Source organism: Niveispirillum sp. GW835-FHT14G11, assembly GCF_058793615.1.
In genome coordinates, this window is record NZ_JBXAFZ010000002.1 from 518,421 (window position 1) to 538,825 (window position 20,405).

The 20,405-nt window shown below is 68.4% G+C and carries 18 protein-coding genes; 6 read left to right on the top strand and 12 right to left on the bottom strand.

The annotated features are described in order from the left end of the window. The first annotated feature begins 26 nt into the window (after window positions 1-26). Together AC1Q7F_RS05690 and AC1Q7F_RS05695 are read left to right on the top strand one after the other, a co-directional pair. On the top strand, window positions 27-1,580 hold the full coding sequence (locus AC1Q7F_RS05690; protein ID WP_492504693.1) for a serine hydrolase domain-containing protein: 1,554 nt from the start codon (window positions 27-29) through the stop codon (window positions 1,578-1,580). After that, a complete protein-coding gene (locus AC1Q7F_RS05695; RefSeq protein WP_492504694.1) occupies window positions 1,577-2,863 on the top strand; it encodes an MFS transporter in 1,287 nt (428 codons plus the stop codon). Before AC1Q7F_RS05690 ends, AC1Q7F_RS05695 begins: the two co-directional genes overlap by 4 nt. Here the strand turns inward: AC1Q7F_RS05695 and AC1Q7F_RS05700 are convergent, their stop codons facing one another. The 7 genes from AC1Q7F_RS05700 to AC1Q7F_RS05730 are packed head-to-tail and all read right to left on the bottom strand — an operon-like array spanning window position 2,864 to window position 9,835. Beyond that, a complete protein-coding gene (locus AC1Q7F_RS05700) occupies window positions 2,864-3,823 on the bottom strand; it encodes an ATPase, T2SS/T4P/T4SS family (RefSeq protein ID WP_492504695.1) in 960 nt (319 codons plus the stop codon). It lies immediately after the preceding gene. Further along, window positions 3,820-4,899 carry a TrbI/VirB10 family protein gene (locus AC1Q7F_RS05705; RefSeq protein ID WP_492504696.1) on the bottom strand — a complete coding sequence of 360 codons (1,080 nt, stop codon included), beginning with the start codon at window positions 4,897-4,899 and terminating at the stop codon, window positions 3,820-3,822. Before AC1Q7F_RS05705 ends, AC1Q7F_RS05700 begins: the two co-directional genes overlap by 4 nt. Further along, window positions 4,899-5,642, bottom strand: a complete 744-nt coding sequence (locus AC1Q7F_RS05710; RefSeq protein WP_492504697.1) for a TrbG/VirB9 family P-type conjugative transfer protein — start codon at window positions 5,640-5,642, stop codon at window positions 4,899-4,901. The genes AC1Q7F_RS05705 and AC1Q7F_RS05710 overlap by 1 nt, the downstream gene beginning before the upstream one ends. Then, window positions 5,639-6,835, bottom strand: coding sequence for a TrbL/VirB6 family protein (locus AC1Q7F_RS05715; protein ID WP_492504698.1), 1,197 nt, complete (start codon window positions 6,833-6,835; stop codon window positions 5,639-5,641). The genes AC1Q7F_RS05710 and AC1Q7F_RS05715 overlap by 4 nt, the downstream gene beginning before the upstream one ends. Continuing rightward, window positions 6,832-9,228 (bottom strand): VirB4 family type IV secretion/conjugal transfer ATPase, encoded by a 2,397-nt coding sequence (locus AC1Q7F_RS05720; protein WP_492504699.1) that lies wholly within the window; start codon window positions 9,226-9,228, stop codon window positions 6,832-6,834. Before AC1Q7F_RS05720 ends, AC1Q7F_RS05715 begins: the two co-directional genes overlap by 4 nt. A gap of 11 nt (window positions 9,229-9,239) precedes the next feature. After that, on the bottom strand, window positions 9,240-9,518 hold the full coding sequence (locus AC1Q7F_RS05725; RefSeq protein WP_492504700.1) for a VirB3 family type IV secretion system protein: 279 nt from the start codon (window positions 9,516-9,518) through the stop codon (window positions 9,240-9,242). Further along, the gene (locus AC1Q7F_RS05730) at window positions 9,518-9,835 is read right to left on the bottom strand and encodes a TrbC/VirB2 family protein (protein ID WP_492504701.1); all 318 of its coding nucleotides are present in this window, start codon (window positions 9,833-9,835) and stop codon (window positions 9,518-9,520) included. The genes AC1Q7F_RS05725 and AC1Q7F_RS05730 overlap by 1 nt, the downstream gene beginning before the upstream one ends. Before the next feature lie 224 nt (window positions 9,836-10,059). Between AC1Q7F_RS05730 and AC1Q7F_RS05735 the strand changes: the two genes are divergently transcribed. From AC1Q7F_RS05735 to AC1Q7F_RS05745, 3 genes are all read left to right on the top strand, one after another. After that, window positions 10,060-10,785 (top strand): response regulator, encoded by a 726-nt coding sequence (locus AC1Q7F_RS05735; protein ID WP_492504702.1) that lies wholly within the window; start codon window positions 10,060-10,062, stop codon window positions 10,783-10,785. A gap of 197 nt (window positions 10,786-10,982) precedes the next feature. Next, window positions 10,983-11,852, top strand: coding sequence for a dioxygenase family protein (locus tag AC1Q7F_RS05740; RefSeq protein ID WP_492504703.1), 870 nt, complete (start codon window positions 10,983-10,985; stop codon window positions 11,850-11,852). Between the two features lie 95 nt (window positions 11,853-11,947). Next, window positions 11,948-13,372: an ATP-binding protein gene (locus AC1Q7F_RS05745; RefSeq protein WP_492504704.1), complete on the top strand. Its 1,425-nt coding sequence runs from the start codon at window positions 11,948-11,950 to the stop codon at window positions 13,370-13,372. 21 nt (window positions 13,373-13,393) lie between these two features. Here the strand turns inward: AC1Q7F_RS05745 and AC1Q7F_RS05750 are convergent, their stop codons facing one another. From AC1Q7F_RS05750 to AC1Q7F_RS05760, 3 genes are all read right to left on the bottom strand, one after another. Continuing rightward, window positions 13,394-14,407: an MBL fold metallo-hydrolase gene (locus AC1Q7F_RS05750; RefSeq protein ID WP_492504705.1), complete on the bottom strand. Its 1,014-nt coding sequence runs from the start codon at window positions 14,405-14,407 to the stop codon at window positions 13,394-13,396. Between the two features lie 87 nt (window positions 14,408-14,494). Next, window positions 14,495-15,307 carry an SDR family NAD(P)-dependent oxidoreductase gene (locus tag AC1Q7F_RS05755; protein ID WP_492504706.1) on the bottom strand — a complete coding sequence of 271 codons (813 nt, stop codon included), beginning with the start codon at window positions 15,305-15,307 and terminating at the stop codon, window positions 14,495-14,497. Continuing rightward, window positions 15,304-16,812 (bottom strand): flavin-containing monooxygenase, encoded by a 1,509-nt coding sequence (locus tag AC1Q7F_RS05760; RefSeq protein ID WP_492504708.1) that lies wholly within the window; start codon window positions 16,810-16,812, stop codon window positions 15,304-15,306. Before AC1Q7F_RS05760 ends, AC1Q7F_RS05755 begins: the two co-directional genes overlap by 4 nt. 122 nt (window positions 16,813-16,934) lie before the next feature. Between AC1Q7F_RS05760 and AC1Q7F_RS05765 the strand changes: the two genes are divergently transcribed. Continuing rightward, a complete protein-coding gene (locus AC1Q7F_RS05765) occupies window positions 16,935-17,540 on the top strand; it encodes a TetR/AcrR family transcriptional regulator (protein ID WP_292903979.1) in 606 nt (201 codons plus the stop codon). On the opposite strand, the gene AC1Q7F_RS05770 is transcribed toward AC1Q7F_RS05765, so the two are convergent. Both AC1Q7F_RS05770 and AC1Q7F_RS05775 read right to left on the bottom strand, forming a co-directional pair. Continuing rightward, window positions 17,537-20,074 carry a glycoside hydrolase family 3 protein gene (locus tag AC1Q7F_RS05770; protein ID WP_492504710.1) on the bottom strand — a complete coding sequence of 846 codons (2,538 nt, stop codon included), beginning with the start codon at window positions 20,072-20,074 and terminating at the stop codon, window positions 17,537-17,539. The genes AC1Q7F_RS05765 and AC1Q7F_RS05770 overlap by 4 nt on opposite strands. Then, on the bottom strand, window positions 20,071-20,382 hold the full coding sequence (locus tag AC1Q7F_RS05775) for a hypothetical protein (RefSeq protein WP_492504712.1): 312 nt from the start codon (window positions 20,380-20,382) through the stop codon (window positions 20,071-20,073). The genes AC1Q7F_RS05770 and AC1Q7F_RS05775 overlap by 4 nt, the downstream gene beginning before the upstream one ends. Window positions 20,383-20,405 lie beyond the last annotated feature (23 nt).

A 20,405-nucleotide genomic window follows, 5' to 3' on the forward strand; every position in this document is an offset into this window, starting at 1 on the left:
AAAGACGCGACCATCAGGAGAGATAGATGACAGTCCAGTCCCGGATCGAGCCGGCGGCGCTCGACGCGTTGCTGGCCCCCTATGACACCACCCATGCTCCGGGTTTCGCGGTGGGCGTGGCGCTGAAGGGCAAGCCCGTCTACCGGCGCGGTGTCGGCATGGCCAGCATCGAGCTGCCGGTGACCCTGTCGCCCACCATCCGCATGCGCATCGGCTCCACCAGCAAGCATTTCTGCGCGCTGGCCGTGATGCTGCTGGCGGAGGAAGGCAAGCTGTCCATTGATGACCACGTCCGCCGTCACCTGCCGGAACTGCCGGCCTGGGCCGATACCATGACCGTGCGCCAGTTGATGGCCCATACCAGCGGCATGCGCGACAGCCTGGACCTGCTGCTGCACAGTGCCGGCCCCGGCATGGTGACGCCGGCCGATTTCCAGCTGAAGATGCTGACCGCGTTGGACAGCGTCAATTTCGCGCCCGGCACCAGCTGGAGCTATAATAATGGCGGCTATATCCTGCTGGCGGAGATCGTGACGCGGCTGGGCGGCCAGGAATTCGGCGCTTTCCTGCGCGAGCGCATTTTCGAACCGGTGGGCATGCATGACACGCTGGTGCGCGCGCTCGACACCGATCTGGTGCCCAACAGCGCCACCCTGCATGTACCCAGCCCCAATGGCGGCTATACCCGCGGCGTCTTCGGCTCCCCCATCGGTGGGGAGGGCGGCATCGTTTCCACCGTCGATGACATGTTGCTGTGGCTGAAGCATATGAGCGCGCCGGTGGTGGGCAGTGCCGCCACCTGGGCGGCGATGCGCGCCCCGCACGCCACCCATGGCTATGGCCTGGGCCTCAGCATGACTCTGCATCGCGGGCTGGACACGGTCCACCATGCCGGTGCGGTCGTCGGCGGTTCCAGCCAGATGATCAAGGTGCTGGGGCATGAGCTGGACATCATCATCATGTCCAATGGCCGCAACAGCCTGGAACTGTACAAGCTGGTCGACGACATCATCGACCGCTGCCTGCCGGGATTGCCGCCCGTGCCGGCGGATGTGGTGGCCGCACCTGTGGCCGGCGACTATTACAACCGCGACACCGGCCGCAAGCTGACCCTGGTGGCGAACGAGGGCCAGCAGGCGATCCGCCTGGGCGGCATGACCCTGCCGGCCAGGCGCGATGGCGAGGGCTGGCTCAGCCTGCCCATCGTGCCGACCGACATGCGCCTGCGCCCGGTCGGGGATGGTGCTTCGCTGGAACTGACGGAGTTCGGACAGCAGGAATTGCTGCGCCGCGTCACCCCGGCGGAAGGTCAGAATGCCACCGACATCCTGGGCGACTATGACAGTGCCGCCGCCGGCATCGGCGCCGGCATCACCCGGAACGGCGATGACGCCCCGCGCCTGGTCCTGCGCAACGCCATCGGGTCGTTTGCCTACAACCTCACCCCGGTGGCGCCGGATTTATGGGAAGCGCGCGGCGCCGGGCCGCTGCCGCTGGCCGCCACGCTGGAATTCGACGGCACCGGCTTCCTGCTCACCACCGGCCGCACCCTGCGCCTGCGTTTTGAGCGCCGTCAATGAGTCCGACCGGTTTCCCCTCGCCGGGCCGGGCCGGCTATGCCCTGCTGGCGCTGTCGATCCTCAGCTTTTTCCTGACCATGGACATCACGCTGACGGCACTGCTGATCGAGCCGATGAAGCGTGACATGGCCCTGACCGACCTGGAGGTCGGGCTGCTGCAGGGCACGGCCTTCGGTCTGGCGCTGGGCATCGCGTCCATCCCCTGCGGCCGGCTGATCGACCGGGCGGTCCGCATGCGGCTGCTGTTCTGGGGTGTGGCATCCTGGATCGCCGCCATGGTGATCACCGGCATGGCGCCCAATTTCCTGTCGCTGGTGGTGGGGCGCGTCATCCTGGGGGCCAATGCCGCCCTGCTGGTCCCCGCCGCCTTCTCGCTGGCCGCCGATCTTTATCCCCCGGACCGGCGGTCGGTGGCCACGAGCCTGCTGGTGGTGGGACAGGCGGCGGGCCAGGGCATCGGCGTCCTGGCCGGCGGGCTGGCCTTCGATGCGCTGACCGGCTGGCATGACGCTGATCCCGGCCTGCTGTTCGGGCTGCCCCCCTGGCGCCTGCTCTATCTGGCCGCCGCCCTCCTGGGTGTGGCGATCCTGCTGCTGCTGGCCCCGGTGCGTGAACCCGCACGCCAGGAACAGCATGACCAGAGCGGCAAAACCTCGGTCGCGTTTCGCGAGCTGTGGCAATATCGCGGCTTCCTGCTGCCCCTGATCATCGCCCTGCTGCTCGCCCAAGTGACGATCCAGGCGGCATCGGTCTGGGCCACGCCCATGCTGATCCGCAACTATCACCTGACGCCCGGACAGTTCGCCGGCTGGCTGAGTGCGGTGCTGCTGATCGGCGGCATCGCCGGGGCGGGCGGCAGCGGCTGGCTGGGCAAGCTGGGCCAGCGCCATGGCGGGCGCGCCGGCGTGCTGGTGCCGGCCGTGGTCGCGGCCCTGGCCATCGCACCCTTGTCGCTGTTCGGCATGGCGCCGGGCGTGCCCCTGTTCGCCATGATGCTGACGGCGCATATCTTTGCCGGGGCCGTCGTCGCCACGCTGGGCGTCATCGCCATCACGCTCAACATCCCGAACGAGGTGCGGGGACTGGCGCTGGGCACCAACACCCTGCTGACCGCGATCTTTGCCAGCGCAACGGCGCCGCCGCTGATCGCCCTGGTCAGCTCCTCGATGGGGGGTGAGGGCCAGCTGGGTATCGCCATCGCCGCCCTGTGCGTGCCCTGCGCCATCGGCGCCGCCCTGTCCTTCTATCAGGCGATCCGCTTCTTCCGGCGTACGGATCGATGATCAGCCTGTTTCCCAGATGCCGCTGATCCCGCGCACGCCATCGCGCCGGTCCAGTTGCACGATCACATCCACGACGCTGCGCGCATAGGCGATCGTATCCTGGACCGACAGGTTGAAGCCGGACTGCATCACCATCAGGGCCAGCTGCTGCAAGGCGCCTTGCGGGCTGTTGGCATGGATGGTGCTGACGGAACCGGGATGGCCGGTATTGACGGCGCGCAGGAAACTGACCGCCTCCTCCCCGCGCAGCTCGCCCAGCACGATCCGGTCGGGCCGCAGCCGCAGCGAGGCCTGTAAAAGGTCGTTGGTGGTCACCCGCGCCTCCCCCATCTCCCCCTTGACCGCGACCAGGCCCAGGGCGTTGGGGGCGGACAGGCTGATTTCCGGCGTATCCTCCACCACCACCAGCCGGTCCGCTTCCGGCATCTGGCGCAGCAGCGCATTCAGGAAGGTGGTCTTGCCGGTCGAGGTGCCGCCGCTGACCAGGATGGTGCGCCGGGCCTTGATGGCGGCGGCCAGATAGGCGGCGGGATCGCCCATCGGGTCCCGCCCCCGCCAGCCATCCTCCGGGGCGGGCGGCAGTGCCGTATAGGCGGTGAGCGGCACATCGACCAGCCGGTGGCGGCGGATGGCCATGGCCCAATGGCCGCGCGTGGCGGACGGGGCCACGAACTGCACCCGCGCCCCGTCGGGCAGGCGGCCCGACAGCAGCGGCTGGTTGCGGTTGATCCCCTGGTTCGACAGGCGCGCCACCTGTTCGGCCAGCCGACGCAGCAGCTTGTCGTCGATGCGGGGGTCCGAATGGCGGGCCATGCCCGCACCGGCCCGTTCGGCCCAGACCTCCCCCGGCCGGTTCACCATGATCTCCGTCACCCGCGCATCATTCAGCAGCGGCTGGAACGGGGCCAGATATTCGCCCAGATAGATGGCATCGTTGAGGATGGCGACGCTGGCATTCATGACCGTCCCCCTTCATTGGCGACAAGAGAGAAATCCAGATCGCGGGCCACGAACACGCGGATCGGCTGTCCCTGGTCCACGCGGATGGTGGGCGGGATATGGCTGTCGCGCTGGGCGGCCACGCCCGCCGCCGACTGCGATCCCGACAGGACCAGGGCGGCATTGCCGATGGCGGACAGGGCCCCCACCACCGACAGCATCGTGGCCGACCCGAACCGTTCCACGAAATGCGTATCCACATCGCCCGACAGGCCGGACTTGCCATCCTGGCTGATGGCGGGCGATGCCAGGGCCACCGATACGCCATCGGGCCGGATCAACCTTGTCCACAGCACATAGACACGGCGTTGCCCCGCCTGCAGCCCGGATTTATACTGGCCGATCAGGCGCGACGTGCGGGGCACCAGCACCCGGCTGCCATCGAAGGACCGCACATCCTGGCTGACGACGGCCCGGACATATCCCGGAAGGTCGCTGTCGATGGCGGTTTCCAGCACGGCCGGGATGAAGGCGCCCTGCGCCACCGTGGTGGACGGGGCGATGGCGTGAACGGCACTGGCCGTATCCACCCCGCCATTGCCGACACGCAGGGCGAACGCCTCATTGTCGGACAGGCTGGCGGGGGCGGCGGGGCCGACCGGGGACGGGGCGGGAGTGGTCGGGGCCGATACCGGGGTGCTGGCCGGTGCGGGAACCGACATGTCGAAGACCATGACGGGGGCAGACAGGCGCTGCGGGTCGGGGACACGGGCGGGAACACGGACAGGTGTCAACGCCGCCGCCACCGGGGCCGGGGTCGGGACCGGCAAGACGGCCTCGGGCGCCGGCGGCGGGACGGATGGGGCCGCCGTGGGGGCCGGTCCGGCCACCGGCTGGCGCGACTGGTTCAGTCCCCAGAAGGTCAGGCCGCCCAGGGCCAGCACGCAGGCCATACCGGCGGCAAGGCCCAGCCCGCCCCCGCCGCGCCGGTCGGCCACGGTGGGATAATGGGTGCGTCCGGCCAGGACAAGGGCGCCCGCTGTCATGGACTGGCGCGGATCGTCGCTGACGCGGACGGGATCGGCGGTGAAGCGCATCAGCGTGTCCTTTCCGCCGTCTGGGTGGCCGGGGTCAGGCTGGCCATGCGCTTGCCGTTGCGCAGAATGATGCGGCGCGGCACGCCGTCCAGCACGACCAGATCGTTACGCATCGCATAGTTGGCGGGACCCTCCACCCCGTCGGGACCGGCGACCAGGATGGCCGGCACCTCGGCCCCCGCTTCCCAGCGCAGATATGTCGCATGCCCGTCATCAAAGACCTGGGCCGGCAGCATCTTTTCCGGTCCCTCCTTCTCCCAGGCGAAGTTCAGATCGGCCGGCAGCGGGGTCTGGATCGCGGCGCTCTCCGCCGGGCCGGGGGTGATCTCCGGCGGCTGCACCTGCGCCACCACCGGGGCCGGCGGCGTGAAGGGCGTGGGATAGGAGAAGCGCATCACATAGAGCGGCCCGCCCTTGCCCGCCGTCGTCAGGTCGAACAGATAGGTGCGGCGGTCGGTGACCACCGTCATGTTGGTGCGGCTGTCGGGCAGCATCGGTTTCAGGAACAGCAGGTCGGCCCGGCGGTTGGGCGTGACCTGCCAGCCGGCACTGTCGCCGATGGCCACATTCTCGATCCGCTCCCCCGGTTCGAACTGGATCGTCGTCTGGATACCGGCACGGCCGGGCACGGTGACCACCGCGGCCTCGTCATATTGTTTCCAGACGATGCGGCTGTCGGCGAAAGCCGGGGTTGTGGACAGCAAGGCCGCCAGCAGCGGCAGGATCGGCAGGCGCTTGTTCATGGGGCGGCTCCTTTGGCGGTGGGGGTGCGGAAACGCTGGCCCAGGCCGGCGGCGTTCCTTGCAGGACGGTTGGCCGTGGCGGGCGTCTGGCGGGCCGCATCGCCCAGGGGCTGGATCGTGGCGGATTGCGTCGTGGCGGCGGGCCGGGATGCGGCCTGCATCCTACCTATCCGCCCGTCATGGCCACCGGCTGGCATCAGGACGGCCGCCGGGTGCGACACCGCGCTGCCCCGGCCCGGCCGGGGTGAAAGGGCCGGGATGGCGGTGGCAGTGGCACTGGCCTGCACCGAACCACCGGCTGCCCCCTTCCCCTCCACCGTGCCATGCAGGTTCAGCTTCCACCCGGCCGTGATGGCCGCCGCCATCCGCAGGACCAGCAGCATCAGCAGCGTGAACACACCGGCCCCCAGCAGCACCGACACGGCCAGCTCCGGCGTAGGCGTCCCGCCGGCCAGGGCCAGGTCCGACAGCATGGGCGCGATCAGGCCCAGGGCGCCGGTGCCCACCAGCACCGTCAGCAGCGGCACGATGGCAAACAGCAGGGCGGCGCGCAGCCAGCCTTCGAACAGGCCGCTGGTCGCCCGGAACAGGGCCAGCAGGATGAAGACCGGCCCCAGCGCCAGCAGCGCCGCCAGCGCAATCTTCGATGCCACCAGCACCCCCACTGTGCCGAACAGCAGCAGCAGCGAGGCGATCCACAGCAGGTCGGCCGGCCGCATGCCGGCCAGCAGGGTCGGCTTTTCCCCGCCCGCCACCGCCGACTGCCGGGCGGCATCCAGGACCAGCTGGAACAGCTGGTCCAGACGGTCGGCAAACAGCGACGGGGCGGACCCGCGCGTGCCGGCCAGCAGCGAAGCCAGATGGTCGGGCGCGCCCACCAGCAGGTTCCACACCACCTGATGATATGCGGCCCAGGAGGTGGCGAAGCACAGGACCAGGCCCAGCCCCATCATGCGCGGCGTCAGGCTGGACAGGCCGACGCCCGTCCGCCCCGTCAGCATCCGCAGCGCCATCAGCGCCACATACAGGGTCAGCAGGATGGTCAGGGCCTGGCCCAGCGCGCCATCGGGGCCCAGCAGGGTGGAAAACGCCTTTTCGGTGGTCTGTGCGGCCAGGCAATCGACGGCGCGCAAGGCGCCGGCCACGCCGCCCTGGCCGTCCAGGCTGGTGAAGTCGGGGCAGCTGTTGCTCATTCCGCCGCCATCCTTTCCGTGGCCGGCCCGTCCGCAGCACCAGGCCAGGGCGTGCCCGTCAGGCGCGGATACCAACGGGCGGGATCGTCGCCTGTGGTGGCGCGGATCATGTCCAGGCGGCGGACATTCGCCTCCCGCCCCGACAGCACTGTCAGGATGTCGGTCATGCCGCCCAGGTCCAGGCGCGGCACGATGGAATGGTTGGCATGGCGGACCAGGAAGCAGCGGCCATGGGCCGGCAGCCCGCGGATCAGGTCCAGCTCATGCGCCGACAGGCCGAACCCGGCGCAGTAATCATCCTCGCGCGCCTTAGGGTTGGGCATGAAGATCATGGTGGATGTCTGTTCGACAATGGCGCTGGCGATGCGGCTGTCCAGCGCGTCGCGGGCCGATTGCGTGGCAAAGCCGACGATGGCGTTGCGCTTGCGCAGCGTCTTCAGCCAGTCGCGGATGCGCGCCGCAAAGACCGGATCGTCCAGCGCCTTCCAGCCTTCATCGATCAGGATCATCGACGGCTCGCCATCCAGCCGTTCATCGATGCGGTGGAACAGATACATCATGGCCGGCGTGCGCAGGGCCGGCACCTCCAGCAACGCCGTCATGTCAAAGCCCAGGACACGCGCCTCCAGGTCCAGCCGGTCCTGTTCATTGTCGAACAGCCAGGCATGTTCGCCCGCCCCGATCCAGGGCGACAGCCGGCTGGCCAGGTCGCCCGGCGTCGGCCGGCGGGCGCCGGACAGCAATTCTCGAAAATGGCGCAGGCGGCGCAGATGCGGGGCATGGTCGAAACAGGCATCGACGGCATCGGCAATCGCCGCCTCTTCCTCCGACCCTTCCGCCTTCAAAAGGCAGGCCAGCCACAGGCGCAGGAAGGCGCGGTTGACGGGGCTGTCGGGCAATTGCAGCGGGTTCATGCCCGACGGCTCGCCGGGCAGCAGGCGGCTGTAATGGCCGCCGATACCGCGCAGGAAAATCTCCGCCCCCCGGTCCTTGTCAAAGAAGATGGTGCGCGGCTTGAACTTCTGCGCCTGGGCGGCCAGGAAGTTCAGCACCACGGTCTTGCCCGACCCGGATGGGCCGATGATGGTGAAATTGCCCAGGTCGCCTTCATGGAAGTTGAAGAAATAGGGCGTGGCACTGGTCGTCTCGAACATCGCCACCGCGTCCCCCCAATGGTTGCCGGCGGCACTGCCCAGGGGGAAGCCGTGCAACGAGATGAAACCTGCGGCATTGGCGGTGCTGATCAGGGCGCGGCGGACCAGATAGTGCTCGTTCCCCGGAAACTGTCCCCAGAACAGCGGCTCCAGGTTCACATCCTCCCGCACGGCGATGGCGCCGATATCGGCCAGGGCCGCACCGGCCATCGCCACCCCATCATCCAGCGCCGCCATGTCGGATGCCCGGACCAGCAGGCCCAGATGATGGTCACCGAACCCGACCTGCCCGGCCGACAGCGCGTCGCGCGCGGCCAGCATCTCGGCCCGTTCGGTATTCGTCTCCTCATCCGTGGCGCGGTGGCGGCGCAGGGCCAGGTCCATGCGTTCGCGCGCCGTCTGCCGGTCCACCGGGGCGAAGCTTTCTGTCAGGGTCAATTCGACCGGCAGGCGCAGGATGCCATCCAGCAGGCCCGCCCGCGTGGCATCGGGATATTCCTTCACCGACAGGCCAGCCGCCACATGCCGCCCCTGCGAACCCGCCAGTTCCAGCGCATCGACACCGAAACTGACGCGGAAATAGGGGATGTGGCGGCCAAGGTCGGTGCCGGCGGGCGGCAGCAGCACCGGCCGCATCTCCCCATTATAGAGCGCCGACAGCAGTTCCAGCACCTCAGAGCACGGCCCGGCTTCGGTGTCATACGTCCCCAGTGCGCGGGCGCCATAGGGTTCCAGCCCCGCCAGCAGGGCGGCGACAGCGGCATCCAGGGCGCGGCGGTCGGCCTCCAGCCGGCGGGGTGAATGGCCCCGCGACAGGATGCGATCGACCAGCCCTGCCTTGCCGCGCGCCGGGCGGCGCAGGATGGTCAGGAACTGTTCATTGATGAACAGGTGCCGGTCGGACAGCCGCTCCCGCCAGCGCCGGTCGATCAGGCCGGCAAGCGGACTGTCGAATTCGGCCGTCAGTTCGGGCTGGATGCGACGGCGGATGACATGGTGATAGACCACATGCCGCGCATCCAGGATGGAACGCAGCATCACCTCCCGAACGGCCAGCCGGTGGTTCAACGCCTCGCTGTCCTGCGTTTCGAACGGCAATCCCGCCACATGGATGGTCCGCAGCAGCGAACCGTCGCGCAGCAGCAGGCTGCCATCGTCCAGGAACGCCTTGTAGGGCAGCCGGTCCCCGGCGGCAGCTTCACGGCCGGCCCAGGATGCGGGACCTTTCCATGTCGGCATGGTGCCTCTCCTCAGGGGCTGTAGGAATTGCAGCGCCAGCGCTTCCAATTGGGAATACGCGGGCAGCGTGTGACCTTGGCCAGCCACAGGTCGAAGATGCGCGGTTCACGCAGGCAGGCCAGATAACCCGCCGCATGCACCAGCAGCGCCACCGGCAGCGCCAGGAAGGAGCGCGTGACCAGGAACGCCTCCGTGGTCACCAAGAGATTGATGACGAAGAAATTATAGGTCACGCCGGCGAACATCTGCGGCCTTGTCAGGGCGCGGAAGACGGAGGTGCGGGCCAACATCAGCGCGCCGCCGCCGTCGTCGCCTGGATGCCGGTGACGATGGCGCCGGCCCCGAACAGGATGAAGCAGCCCAGCACCACGGTCGCCCCGAAGCGCCAGTTCAGCCGCCCGGTCAGCATCAGGAAGCCGACGGCGGCCACCGCCATCACCGCCACCGCCGTGGCGACATTGCCCATCAGCGTGCCCTGCATCCAGGAAAGGGCCGCCACGATCGGCCCCGCCCCCTTTGGATCGCCACCCACCCCCTGCGCCAGGGCAGCATGGGCGGACAACAGAAGCGGAGCCAGGGCCGCCAGTATCCGTTTCAGGTTCCGCATTCTTGTTCTCCCTCATCGCGTCGCGTGATGGAGACAGGGATAGGGTGCTGGCTTTGCCGGCATATGTCGGGGCGATGGGACGGGGCGCCATCTTGTGTCAAGCGCATTGCAGCGGGCGGCGAAACGGTTCGCCCCCCGCAACATGCCGCAACATTCCGACACGGGGTGGAGATTTTCGGCTCGTACAGAAAGGGTCCCAAGGCCATAATCGGGATATGGATTTGATGACCCGCATATTGATCGTGGATGATGATCCAGGCCTGCGCGGCCTGATCTCCACCTTCCTGGACCGGCACGGATACCGGACGGACACGGCCTCCAACCCCATTGAGATGCGGGCGAAGCTGGCATCGGAACGCTATGACCTGATCGTGCTGGATGTGATGATGCCGCAGGAGGACGGGTTGACCGCCCTGAAGGGCCTGGCCGCCAGCGGCGGCCCCCCCGTCATCATGCTGTCGGCGGTGGGCAGCGACGTGGACCGCATTGTCGGGCTGGAAATGGGGGCGGAGGATTACATGGAAAAGCCATGCAATCCGCGCGAATTGCTGGCCCGCATCCGCACCGCCCTGCGCCGGCGCCGGGGCGCGACGGTGCCGGCGGAAACCTCCGTCGCCATCCCGGTCCCGGCGGAACCCTGGATCGGCTTCGCCGGCTGGCGCATGCAGCCCGACAGCCGCATGGTATCGGCCCCGTCAGGACAGGACGTGACCCTGTCGGATGCGGAATTCCGGCTGCTGCGCGCCCTGGTGGACCATCCGCGCCGCGTCCTGACCCGCGACCAGCTGCTGGATTTCGCGCATGGTGAAAGCGCCGACCATTTCGACCGGGCCATCGACGTGCAGATCAGCCGCCTGCGCCGCAAGCTGGCCGCCGCCGATGACAGCGCTGAACTGATCCGCACCATCCGCAACGAAGGCTATATGTTCGTGCCGGCGGTGACGCGGTAGGATTTGCGACATTCCCGCCACACCCGGCCGGCAACCGTCGCCCCGCCGCCCGTCATAATATGTCCGGCGACATAATATGACGGGCCCGCCGCGGCCCCTGACACATGCCTGACATCCGTGGGCAATATCGCCCCGCCATCCCTTGTTCCGCGAACGGCGGTGCCCCCGTCGGCCACCCCCGAAACGGAGATTACAAGATGAGCGAACATCATATCGAGGATCATGACCGCGGTCTGCTCTTCGACCTGGAGACCCTGAATGCCAGGATCCTGGAACGCCGCCGCGCGCTGTCGCTGCTGGGTGGTGCGGGTCTTGCGGCATTGCTGGCCGGCTGTGGCGGCGGCGGGTCGGACAGCACCAGCACCACGACCAGCACCACGACCACGACGGGCAGCACGGGTAGCACGACGGGCGGGTCGTGCGTCGATTATGCCACGGAAACCAACGGCCCCTATCCGGCCGACGGCACCAATACGTCCAGCGGCGCCACCTCCAACGTCCTGACCTCGTCGGGCGTGATCCGGTCCGACATAAGGTCCAGCTTCATCAGTTCCACGACCCAGGCGACGGGCGTGCCGCTGACGCTGACCATCACCTTGCAGAATGCCACGGGCTGCACGGCCCTGTCGGGCTATGCGATCTATATCTGGCACTGCGATGCGGCCGGGAAATATTCGCTGTACGACCTGCCGACCGAAAGCTACCTGCGCGGCGTGCAGATTTCCGACAGCAATGGCCAGGTGACCTTCACCACCATCGTGCCCGGCTGCTATTCCGGCCGATACCCGCATATCCATTTCGAGGTCTTCACCAGCCAGGCCGCGGCCACCGGCGGCACGGGCCGCACCGCCGCCCTGATTTCACAGTTCGCCGTGCCGGGCAGCGTCTGCGCCACGGTCTATGCCGCCGGTGGCTATGGCAACAGCACGGCGGCACTGAACGCCATCAGCCTGTCCAGCGACAATGTCTTCGGGGACAATACCGCCGCCCAGATCGCGGCCCAGACGTTGACCATGTCGGGCAGCGTGTCGGCCGGTTACACCGCCACCGTCACGGTCGGCGTCTGAGGCTAAGGGTCGGGGGCCGGCGGCTTGGCCCTTTGCGGGGGGCGGGCCGCCGGCCTATCCTGTCATGCCTTTCCTGCCCCATGGTGGCTGCGCTGTTGACATTCCCCAATCCCCTGGCCGGCCGGCCCCTGTTCGTGCGCATCTTCGCCCTGATGCTGGCGGGGGTGCTGCTGGCCCAGGTGCTGAATTTCCTGCTGCTGCTGGCTGCCCCCATGCCGCCGCCCAGCCAGCATATGCTGGCCGGCGTGGTCGACAGTCTGCGCTCGGGGATCGCCACCCCCGGCTTCGAGGTTGCGACCGCCACGAAGCCACCGCCCAATGCCGGCCCGCCGGACCGGCTGCGCAGCAACCGGCAATGGCTGGTCAACGCGCTGGGGGAGGATGAAAGCCTGATCCGCCTGGAACTGCGCGGGCCGGGGGACGAAGGCGGGCGGGGCCCAGGACCCCGCGACTTCCCCGGCGGTCCCGGCCCCAGACCCGATGGACCACCCCCCAAGGACCCGAACCGCCCGCCCCCGCCCGACGGACGGTTCCCGGGGCCCGGCCCCGGCTTCACCGATCGCGACGATGCCATCATGGGCGATTTCGCGGCCGCCCTGAAGCTGCCCAGCGGCGAATGGCGCATCGTGCAGCCGGCCGGTGGTGGCCTGCGCGGCTGGTATTTGCGCATGCTGTACTGGCTGATTGCCGGCCTGGGCGTGGTGGTGCCGCTGGCCTGGTGGCTGGCGCGCTGGCTGGCGGGACCCATCGCCATGTTCGCCCGCGCCGCCGAACGGCTGGGCCGCGATCCGGGTGCGCCGGCCCTCTCCACCGACAGCGGCCCGCCGGAGGTGCGCGCCGCCGCCGCCGCCTTCAACCGGATGCAGGAAAGGCTGCGCCGCTACGTGGAGGACCGGACCCTGATGGTGGCCGCCATCGCCCATGACCTGCGCACACCGCTGGCCCGTCTGGCCTTCCGCCTGGAGGAAGCGCCGGACGCGGTGCGCGACGCGGCGGCGGAGGATATCGCCGAGATGCGGGAGATGATCGCCGCCGCCCTGTCCTTCGTGAAGGACATGTCCCAGCCTGTCGCACGCAGCGCCATCGACCTGGAATCCCTGGTCCGGCGCCAGACCCAGGCCAGCCGCCAGATGGGAGAGCCGGTCAGCGACGGCCCGATGGCGCCCGCCCGGATCGAGGGCGACGCGCCCGGCATCGCCCGCATGCTCGACAATCTGATCGGCAATGCCGTCACCTATGGAAGGTCGGCGGTGGTCTGCCTGCGGGTGGCGGATGACAGCGCCGTGATCGAGGTGACGGACGAGGGGCCGGGCATTCCCGACGCCCTGCTGGAGCGCGTGTTCGAACCGTTCTTCCGCGTCGAACCCTCGCGCAGCCGCCATACCGGCGGCACCGGGCTGGGTCTGGCCAGCGCCCGGGCCGTGGCACGGGCGCATGGCGGCGACCTGATCCTGGTCAACCGTCCGCAGGGCGGGCTGCTGGCCCAGGTGACACTGCCGCTGAGCCGAATGGCGGAATAGGCGCCGACAGAGGGGATACCGCTACAGCACCAGCGTCCGCCCCACGGCCAGCGTGCCGAAATCCGCCTCCCCCAGCCCATGGGCCGCGCGGGCGGCGGCCAGTTCCGTGACGGGGTCGTCGATCCCCTCATCCGTCAGGCCGGCGAAGGTGCCGTAATGCATGCCGATGCTGCGGCGGCTGCCCAGGTCCAGATGCGCCCGCACCGCCTCCGCAGGATCCATATGCATGATGCGCATGAACCAGCGCGGCTCATAGGCACCGATGGGCAGCAGCGACAGGTCTATACCGGGGAAGCGCGCCCCGATCTCCTTGAAATGCGGGCAATAGCCGCTGTCGCCGCAGAAATACAGGCTGTGTCCCCGGGCGCGCAGCACGAAACCGCCCCACAGGGTGGCGTTGCGGTCGAACAGGCCGCGCGCGGCGAAATGCTGGGCGGGAACATAGGTGATCTCCACCCCGGCCAGAAGGTGGGACTGCCACCAGTCCAGTTCCGTCACCACGCGCGGACCGGCGCTGCCGATCAGCGCAGCATTGCCCAGGCTGGTGACGACAGGCGCCTGGAACCGGCGATGCAGTTCGCGCAAGGTGGCACGGTCCAGATGATCATAATGGTTATGGCTGACCAGGATGCCATCCAGCGGCGGCAGATCGTCAAAACCCAGGCCGGGGGCGCGCACCCGCTTCGGTCCGGCAAAGGCAACGGGGCTGGCCCGGTTGCCATAGACGGGGTCGGTGATGAACCAGCGCCCGCCAATACCGATCAGAAAGCAGGCATGGCCGATGAAGGTCACCGAAATGGCGTCGGCCGCCACCGGCACCGGCTTCGGCCAGGGGTCATTGTCCAGCCAATCCGGCCAGGGTGTCGGATTGCGCCCCGTCATCCAGCGCCAGAGATCGCCCAATCCCTTTTCCTGCCCCACGACATGCGGGTTGAAGAAGCGTCCGCCGTCGAAATGATCGGAGACGGGATGGCGTGTCCCGGCGCGGGCAGCAGGGGTTTGGCGATTGCCGGTAAGGGCGGAGCGGTGCGTCATCGGCGTCTGGCTTCCCGGTCGATCATGATCATCGGTGGACACCGTGCAGCAACGCCACCCCGCCCGCTGTGGCGGCGCGCACAGCCGTCAGCGCCCGATCACCGACCAGTAGCGTTCGGGAAACAGCCGCTGGATCAGGTCGGCCAGCCGTGCGTCGCGGCCCACCAGCAGGCGGGTGCGGCGCTGTTCGATGCCGCGCACGATGATCTCCCCCGCCTGGGCCGGCGGCATGGTCAACAGGCGCTGCGCCCGCGCCTGCTGTTCGGCCAGCCGTTCCGCGCTGACACCCCTGGGCGTGCGGGCGTTGCTGGCGATGGCTGTCGCGACCCCGCCCGGATGCACGATGGTGACGCCGATGGCACTGCCCGCCAGTTCATGGCGCAGCGCCTCGCTGAACCCGCGCACGGCGAATTTGGCGGCGGCATAGGCGGCCTGGCCCGGCGGGGCGACGATGCCGAAGATGGAGGAAAGATTGACCAGCCGCGCATCGTCGCTGGCCGACAGAAGCGGGATGAAGGCGCGCGTCATGCTGACCACGCCCTGGAAATTGATGCCCATCAGCCAGTCGAAATCCGCTTCCGACACCTGGGTGAAGCTGCCGCCCAGCGCCACCCCGGCATTGTTGACCAGCAGGTCGGCCCCACCGAACGCCGCCCGCACCTGCGCCGGCAAGGCGGCCACCGCCGCACGGTCGGCCACGTCCAGCGGTGCGGCCAGCGTCTCCACCCCGTATTCGCCCGCCGCCGCCACGGCCGTGGCCTGGGCCGCAGGCAGATCGATATCGGTCAGCATCAGGCGACAGCCTCGCCTTGCCAAGGACAGGGCGATGGCCCGACCGATGCCACCGCCGGCACCGGTGATCACGGCCGTACGGCCCCGCAACTGCATGGGTTTGGTCATTGCTTGTCTCCGTCCGGCCGGGGCCGGAATTCCAGGGTACCGTCCGCCGGCTTGGAAAACAGGAAGCCGGCCAGATCGGCCAGATAGTTCTGACGCACGCGCCAGGGGGGCCTTTCCCCCTGTGACGGCATCTGCGCGCGTCCACGCCGCACATAGCCGGCGCTCAGGCCCAGCAGCGGCAGGCGCGCGGCGCCGGCATCCGCCGGGCGGGGCACACAGACCCCGTAACCCTGCCGGTCCATATGGTTCAGCAGGCGGCAGACCTGCCGGGCCGTCAGGTCGCATTTCAGCGTCCAGGAGGCGTTGACATAGCCGATGGCCAGCGCATGGTTGGGCACATCGGACAGCATCATGCCGCGATAGACCAGCCGGTCGGCGATATCCACCGGTGTGCCATCCAGGCTCAGCACCGCACCCCCCAGCAATTGCATCTCCAGGCCGGTGGCGGTGACGATGATGTCGGCCGCGATCTCCCGCCCATCCTCCAGACGCAGGCCGGTCGGGGTGAAACCCTCGATACGGCCGGTGACGATGTCGGCCGCCCCGGATTTCAGCACCGCGAACAGATCGCCATCGGGCACCAGACAGACACGCTGGTCCCAGGGCGCGTAGGTCGGCGTGAAATGGCGGTCCACATCCACGCCCGGCCCGACGGCATTGCGCACCGCCTCAATGATGCGGCGGCGGACCAGGGAGGGCCGGCGGCGCGACAGGCGATAGGTCAGCAGGCTCCACCCGATATATTTCCAGCGCACCAGCAGTGCCGCCAGCCGTTCCGGCAGCAGCCGGTAAAGCCGTTCCGCCAGCCCGTCGCGGCGCGGGCGGGAAACGATATAGGTGGGGGAGCGCTGCAGCATCGTCACACGCGCGCCCAGCCGGGCCAGCGCCGGCACCAGGGTCACGGCCGTGGCACCGCTGCCGATCACCACCACCCGTCGACCAGCCACGCTGACATCGTCGGGCCAATGCTGGGGATGGATGATGCGGCCGCGGAAATCGCCCTGGCCCGCGAAGTCCGGCTTATGGCCGTGATCATAGCGGTAATAGCCGCTGCACATGTAAAGGAAGCCGCAGCGCAGCCGCCTTGGCCCGTCCGGCGTTTCCAGCGTCACTGTCCAGGTCTGGTCCCGGCTGGACCAGTCGGCCCCGGTGATACGCCACCCGAAGCGTATATGCGGCATCACCCCATATTCGCGAGCCGTATCCTCGATATAGTCTCGGATGGCCGGACCGTCGGCGATGACGTTGGTCTGCTTCCAGGGGCGGAAGGGGAAACCCAGCGTGTGCATGTCGCTGTCCGACCGGATGCCGGGATACCGGAACAGGTCCCAGGTTCCGCCGATCCGGTCCCGCGCCTCCACCAAGGCCCAGCGCTTGCCCGGGCAATGCAGGGTCAGCCGACAGGCGGCGTCGATACCGGACAGGCCGGCCCCGACGATCAGCACATCAAGGAATTCAACGGACGGGTCGTCGCGATCGCGTGGATCGTTGGATGCGGGAGGCAACGCGGTCTCCTTTATTTACATTATTGTAATTAACAACATGACGCGTCGGAGACAAGCGGCTTTCTCGTTTCTCGAGAGGGATTTCCTCGACCGGACCGGGGCCGCGCACTATATTGACAATCATGTCAACAGAACCCGCCAAGCCCGCCCGCCGTCCCCGCCGCAACCCCGACGAAGTCCGCCGTCTGGCCCTGGAGGCAGCGCGCGCCTGTCTCGTGGAAGCCGGACCCGGCGCAGTCACCCTGCAGGAGGTGGGGCGCCGCATCGGCATGACCCATGTCAACCTGATCCATCATTTCGGCTCAGCCGCCGGGCTGCAGACCGCCCTGATGGCCATGATCCTGTGCGACCTGAACGCGGCCCTGGGCGAGGCCATCACCCGCATCCTGTCGGATGACCCGCTGGCACAGCGGGAGATGATCGATATCGTCTTCGATGCCTACAGCCAGGGGGGTGCCGCCAAGCTGGCGGCCTGGATCGCGATCAGTGGCGATACGGACAGGTTCGAACCGATCCGCCTGTCCATCCAGGCGCTGGTCCGGGAGATCGAGAAGCGGCTGCCCCCCAACAGCGAACTGTCCATCGGGCGGCTGAAATCCAGCATCCTGTTCATCGCCCATAACGCCTTCGCCGACGCCCTGATCGGCGGCTTCATGCGCGATGCCCTGGACCGGGAGCCGGACGCCACCCGCAAGATGGTCGCCCGGCTGCTGCCGTCGTTCTATTAGGGTACGGTCGCCGCCCCGCCCGCCACCTTGACACGGACCCGCTGCCGGATATCGGCCGAGGAGGGGCCGACCAGCAGGTCGTAATCGCCCGGCCGCACCCGCCATTGGCCCGTCGCCTCGTCCCAGGCCGCAAAGGCGCGCGGGTCGAGCGTCAGGGTTATGCGGCGCTTCTCCCCCGCTGCCAGCGCGACCTTGGTGAAGGCACGCAGCTGTTTCGGTGGCTCGTCGGCGGCACGCCGGGTGGGGGCAACATAAAGTTGCGCCACCTCCTGCCCCGCCGGGCCGGCGTTGTTGCGCAGGTCCAGCGACACCGTCACCGACTCACCACCCCTTATCCGGGCCGGGGCCTTCGGCTTGCCGTAGCTGACGGTCGAATAGGACAGGCCATGCCCGAAGGGAAACAGCGCGGCTATCCCCTTGGCCTCCAACCCGCGATAGCCGACCAGCAAGCCTTCCGCATAATGGCTTTCCAGTGCCGCCAGATCGACGGCGATGTCGCCATCCCTGGCCGGGAAGCTGACGGGAAGGCGCCCGGACGGGTTGGCCTTGCCCAGCAGCAGATCGGCCAGCGCCCGTGACCCTTCCTGTCCCGGCAGCCAGAGCTGCAGGATGGCGCCCGCCTGATCCTTCCAGGGCATGGTGACGGCGGCCCCGCTATTCACCACAATGATTGTGCGCTTGTTGACGGCCGCCACGGCACTGACCAGCCGGTCCTGCTCACCCGGCAAAGCCAGGGTGGTGCGGTCATAGCCTTCCCCTTCGGTCATGGAGGAGGAGCCGACCAGCACGATGGCGGCGTCCGCTTCCCGTGCCGCCGCGACCGCCGCCTCAATATCCGGCGCCGGCTGACGCAGCCCAAAGACCAGCGCCTCATAAGGTGTCTGGCCCGTGATGTAATCCAGCTGGATGCGGTAACCGCGCCCGGCTTCCATATCCAGGCTGACCGTGCGGCGCAGCACGGGGAAGCCGATCACATCGCGCGGGTCGGGCACCCCCTTCACGGCCCGGTCCAGGATCAGCTTGCCATCCAGCGACAGGCTGGCCTTGCCCGTGCCGCGCACGCTGAATTCATGCCGGCCGCTGCGTTCCGGCCAGAACCAGCCTGACCAGCGCAGCGCGGCATAGCCCACCGCGTCGGCCTTGGCCTGATTGCCGGCGATGCGCTTGCTGAAACTGGCCACATCCTCGCTGCGCAAAGGCTGTCCCGACAGGTCGGGCGTAGCGAAATAGTCGGCCCGCAGCCCCTTGCGCCCCCGCTGCTCATCGGGGCTCAGCAGGGCGGCATCGGCCGATGGCGGCGTTTCTTCATTATCCACGCCCTGGGCATACAGGATGCGGGTACCGGGCAGCGCTTCCGCCAAGGCCGCCAGGGGCGTGGGGATGCTGTCGAACGGCACCACAGCCGACGACCCGCCCCCCTGAACCCGGATAACATCGGCATTGGGGCCGATCACCGCCAGGGTACGGATGGACGGCGTCAGGGGCAGCACATCCTGCTTGTTTTGCAACAGGATGATGGCCTCCCGCGCCGCCGCGCGGGCCAGATCGGCATGGGCCTGTTTCATCTCGGCCGGAATGGTGCCGTCTCCGCCCTTGACCGTTGACCGCAGGATCAGGCGCAGCACGCGCCCGGCATTCTCATCGATCTGGGCCTGGCTGACCTCGCCCTTGTCCACGGCCTGACGGAGCCTGGTTCCGAAATTGGCCGGCGGCCCCGGCATTTCCAGGTCCATGCCGGCATTGGCCGCCGCCGCCGTGGCATGGGTGGCGCCCCAGTCGGACACGACCATGCCCGCATAGCCCCATTCCTTCTTCAGCAGGCCGGTCAGCAACCAGCGGTTCTGCGTGGCATAGGTGCCGTTGACCTTGTTGTAGGAGGCCATGACCGACCAGGGATCGGCTTGCTTCACCACCGTTTCGAAGGCCGGCAGATAGACCTCCCGCAGGGTGCGGGCCGGCACCTTGCTGTCCACGAAGAAACGGTTGGTTTCCTGATTGTTGGCCGCGAAATGTTTCAAGGAGACGCCGATCCCCTGCCCCTGTACCCCCTGCACATAGCCAAGGCCCATGCGGGCCGCCAGATGCGGGTCCTCTGAGTACGTCTCGAAATTGCGGCCCCAGAGCGGGGTGCGGACGATGTTGACCGTGGGCGCCAACAGGACAGAGGCGCCATGTGCCCGCGCCTCGTCTGCGATGGCGGCCCCCACCTTGCCCGCCAGTTCGGTATTCCAGGTGGCGGCCATGGCCACGCCCACGGGAAACACGGTGGCCGGCTTATCCGCGTGCGAGCGCACGCCGGTGGGACCATCGGTCACCCTGATACCCGGCACGCCCAACCGGGGCACGCCGTTCAGTTCCATGATGCCGGCGCCGGCCAGAAGGTTGATCTTCTCGTCCAGGGTCATCTGTCCGATGAGATCCTGCACCTTCACCGTCAGGTCCGGCGCCGTATCCTTTGCCTTCACCATGGACCCGCCGGCCAGGGCCAGCGCTACCCCGGCCACCGCCAATCTGCCAAGGACAGGCCGTCTCATTTGACGCCCGCCAGCGCCAACTCGGTGCGGGACAGCAACTCGTCGGTCAGCTTGCCGCCGGAATAGGGCTGCAGCTGACGCAGGCTGAGGCCCTTGATCATCTCATATTGCGGGATCTCCAGCAGGCCCGGCAGGGTGCTGGTCAGCGCCGCCTTGGCCCCGTCATGCGCCGCCAGTTCCTCAATCGGCGTGTCCAGGGAAAAAGGGGTCGCGGCGGCGGGTGCCGGCGGGCTCTGGTTGGCCTGGGCATGGGCGGGAAGGGACAGCAGCAGGGCCATGGCGGCGAACAGGGGAAGAAGGGTCTTCATGGGTCGTCTCCTGTTGGGGATGG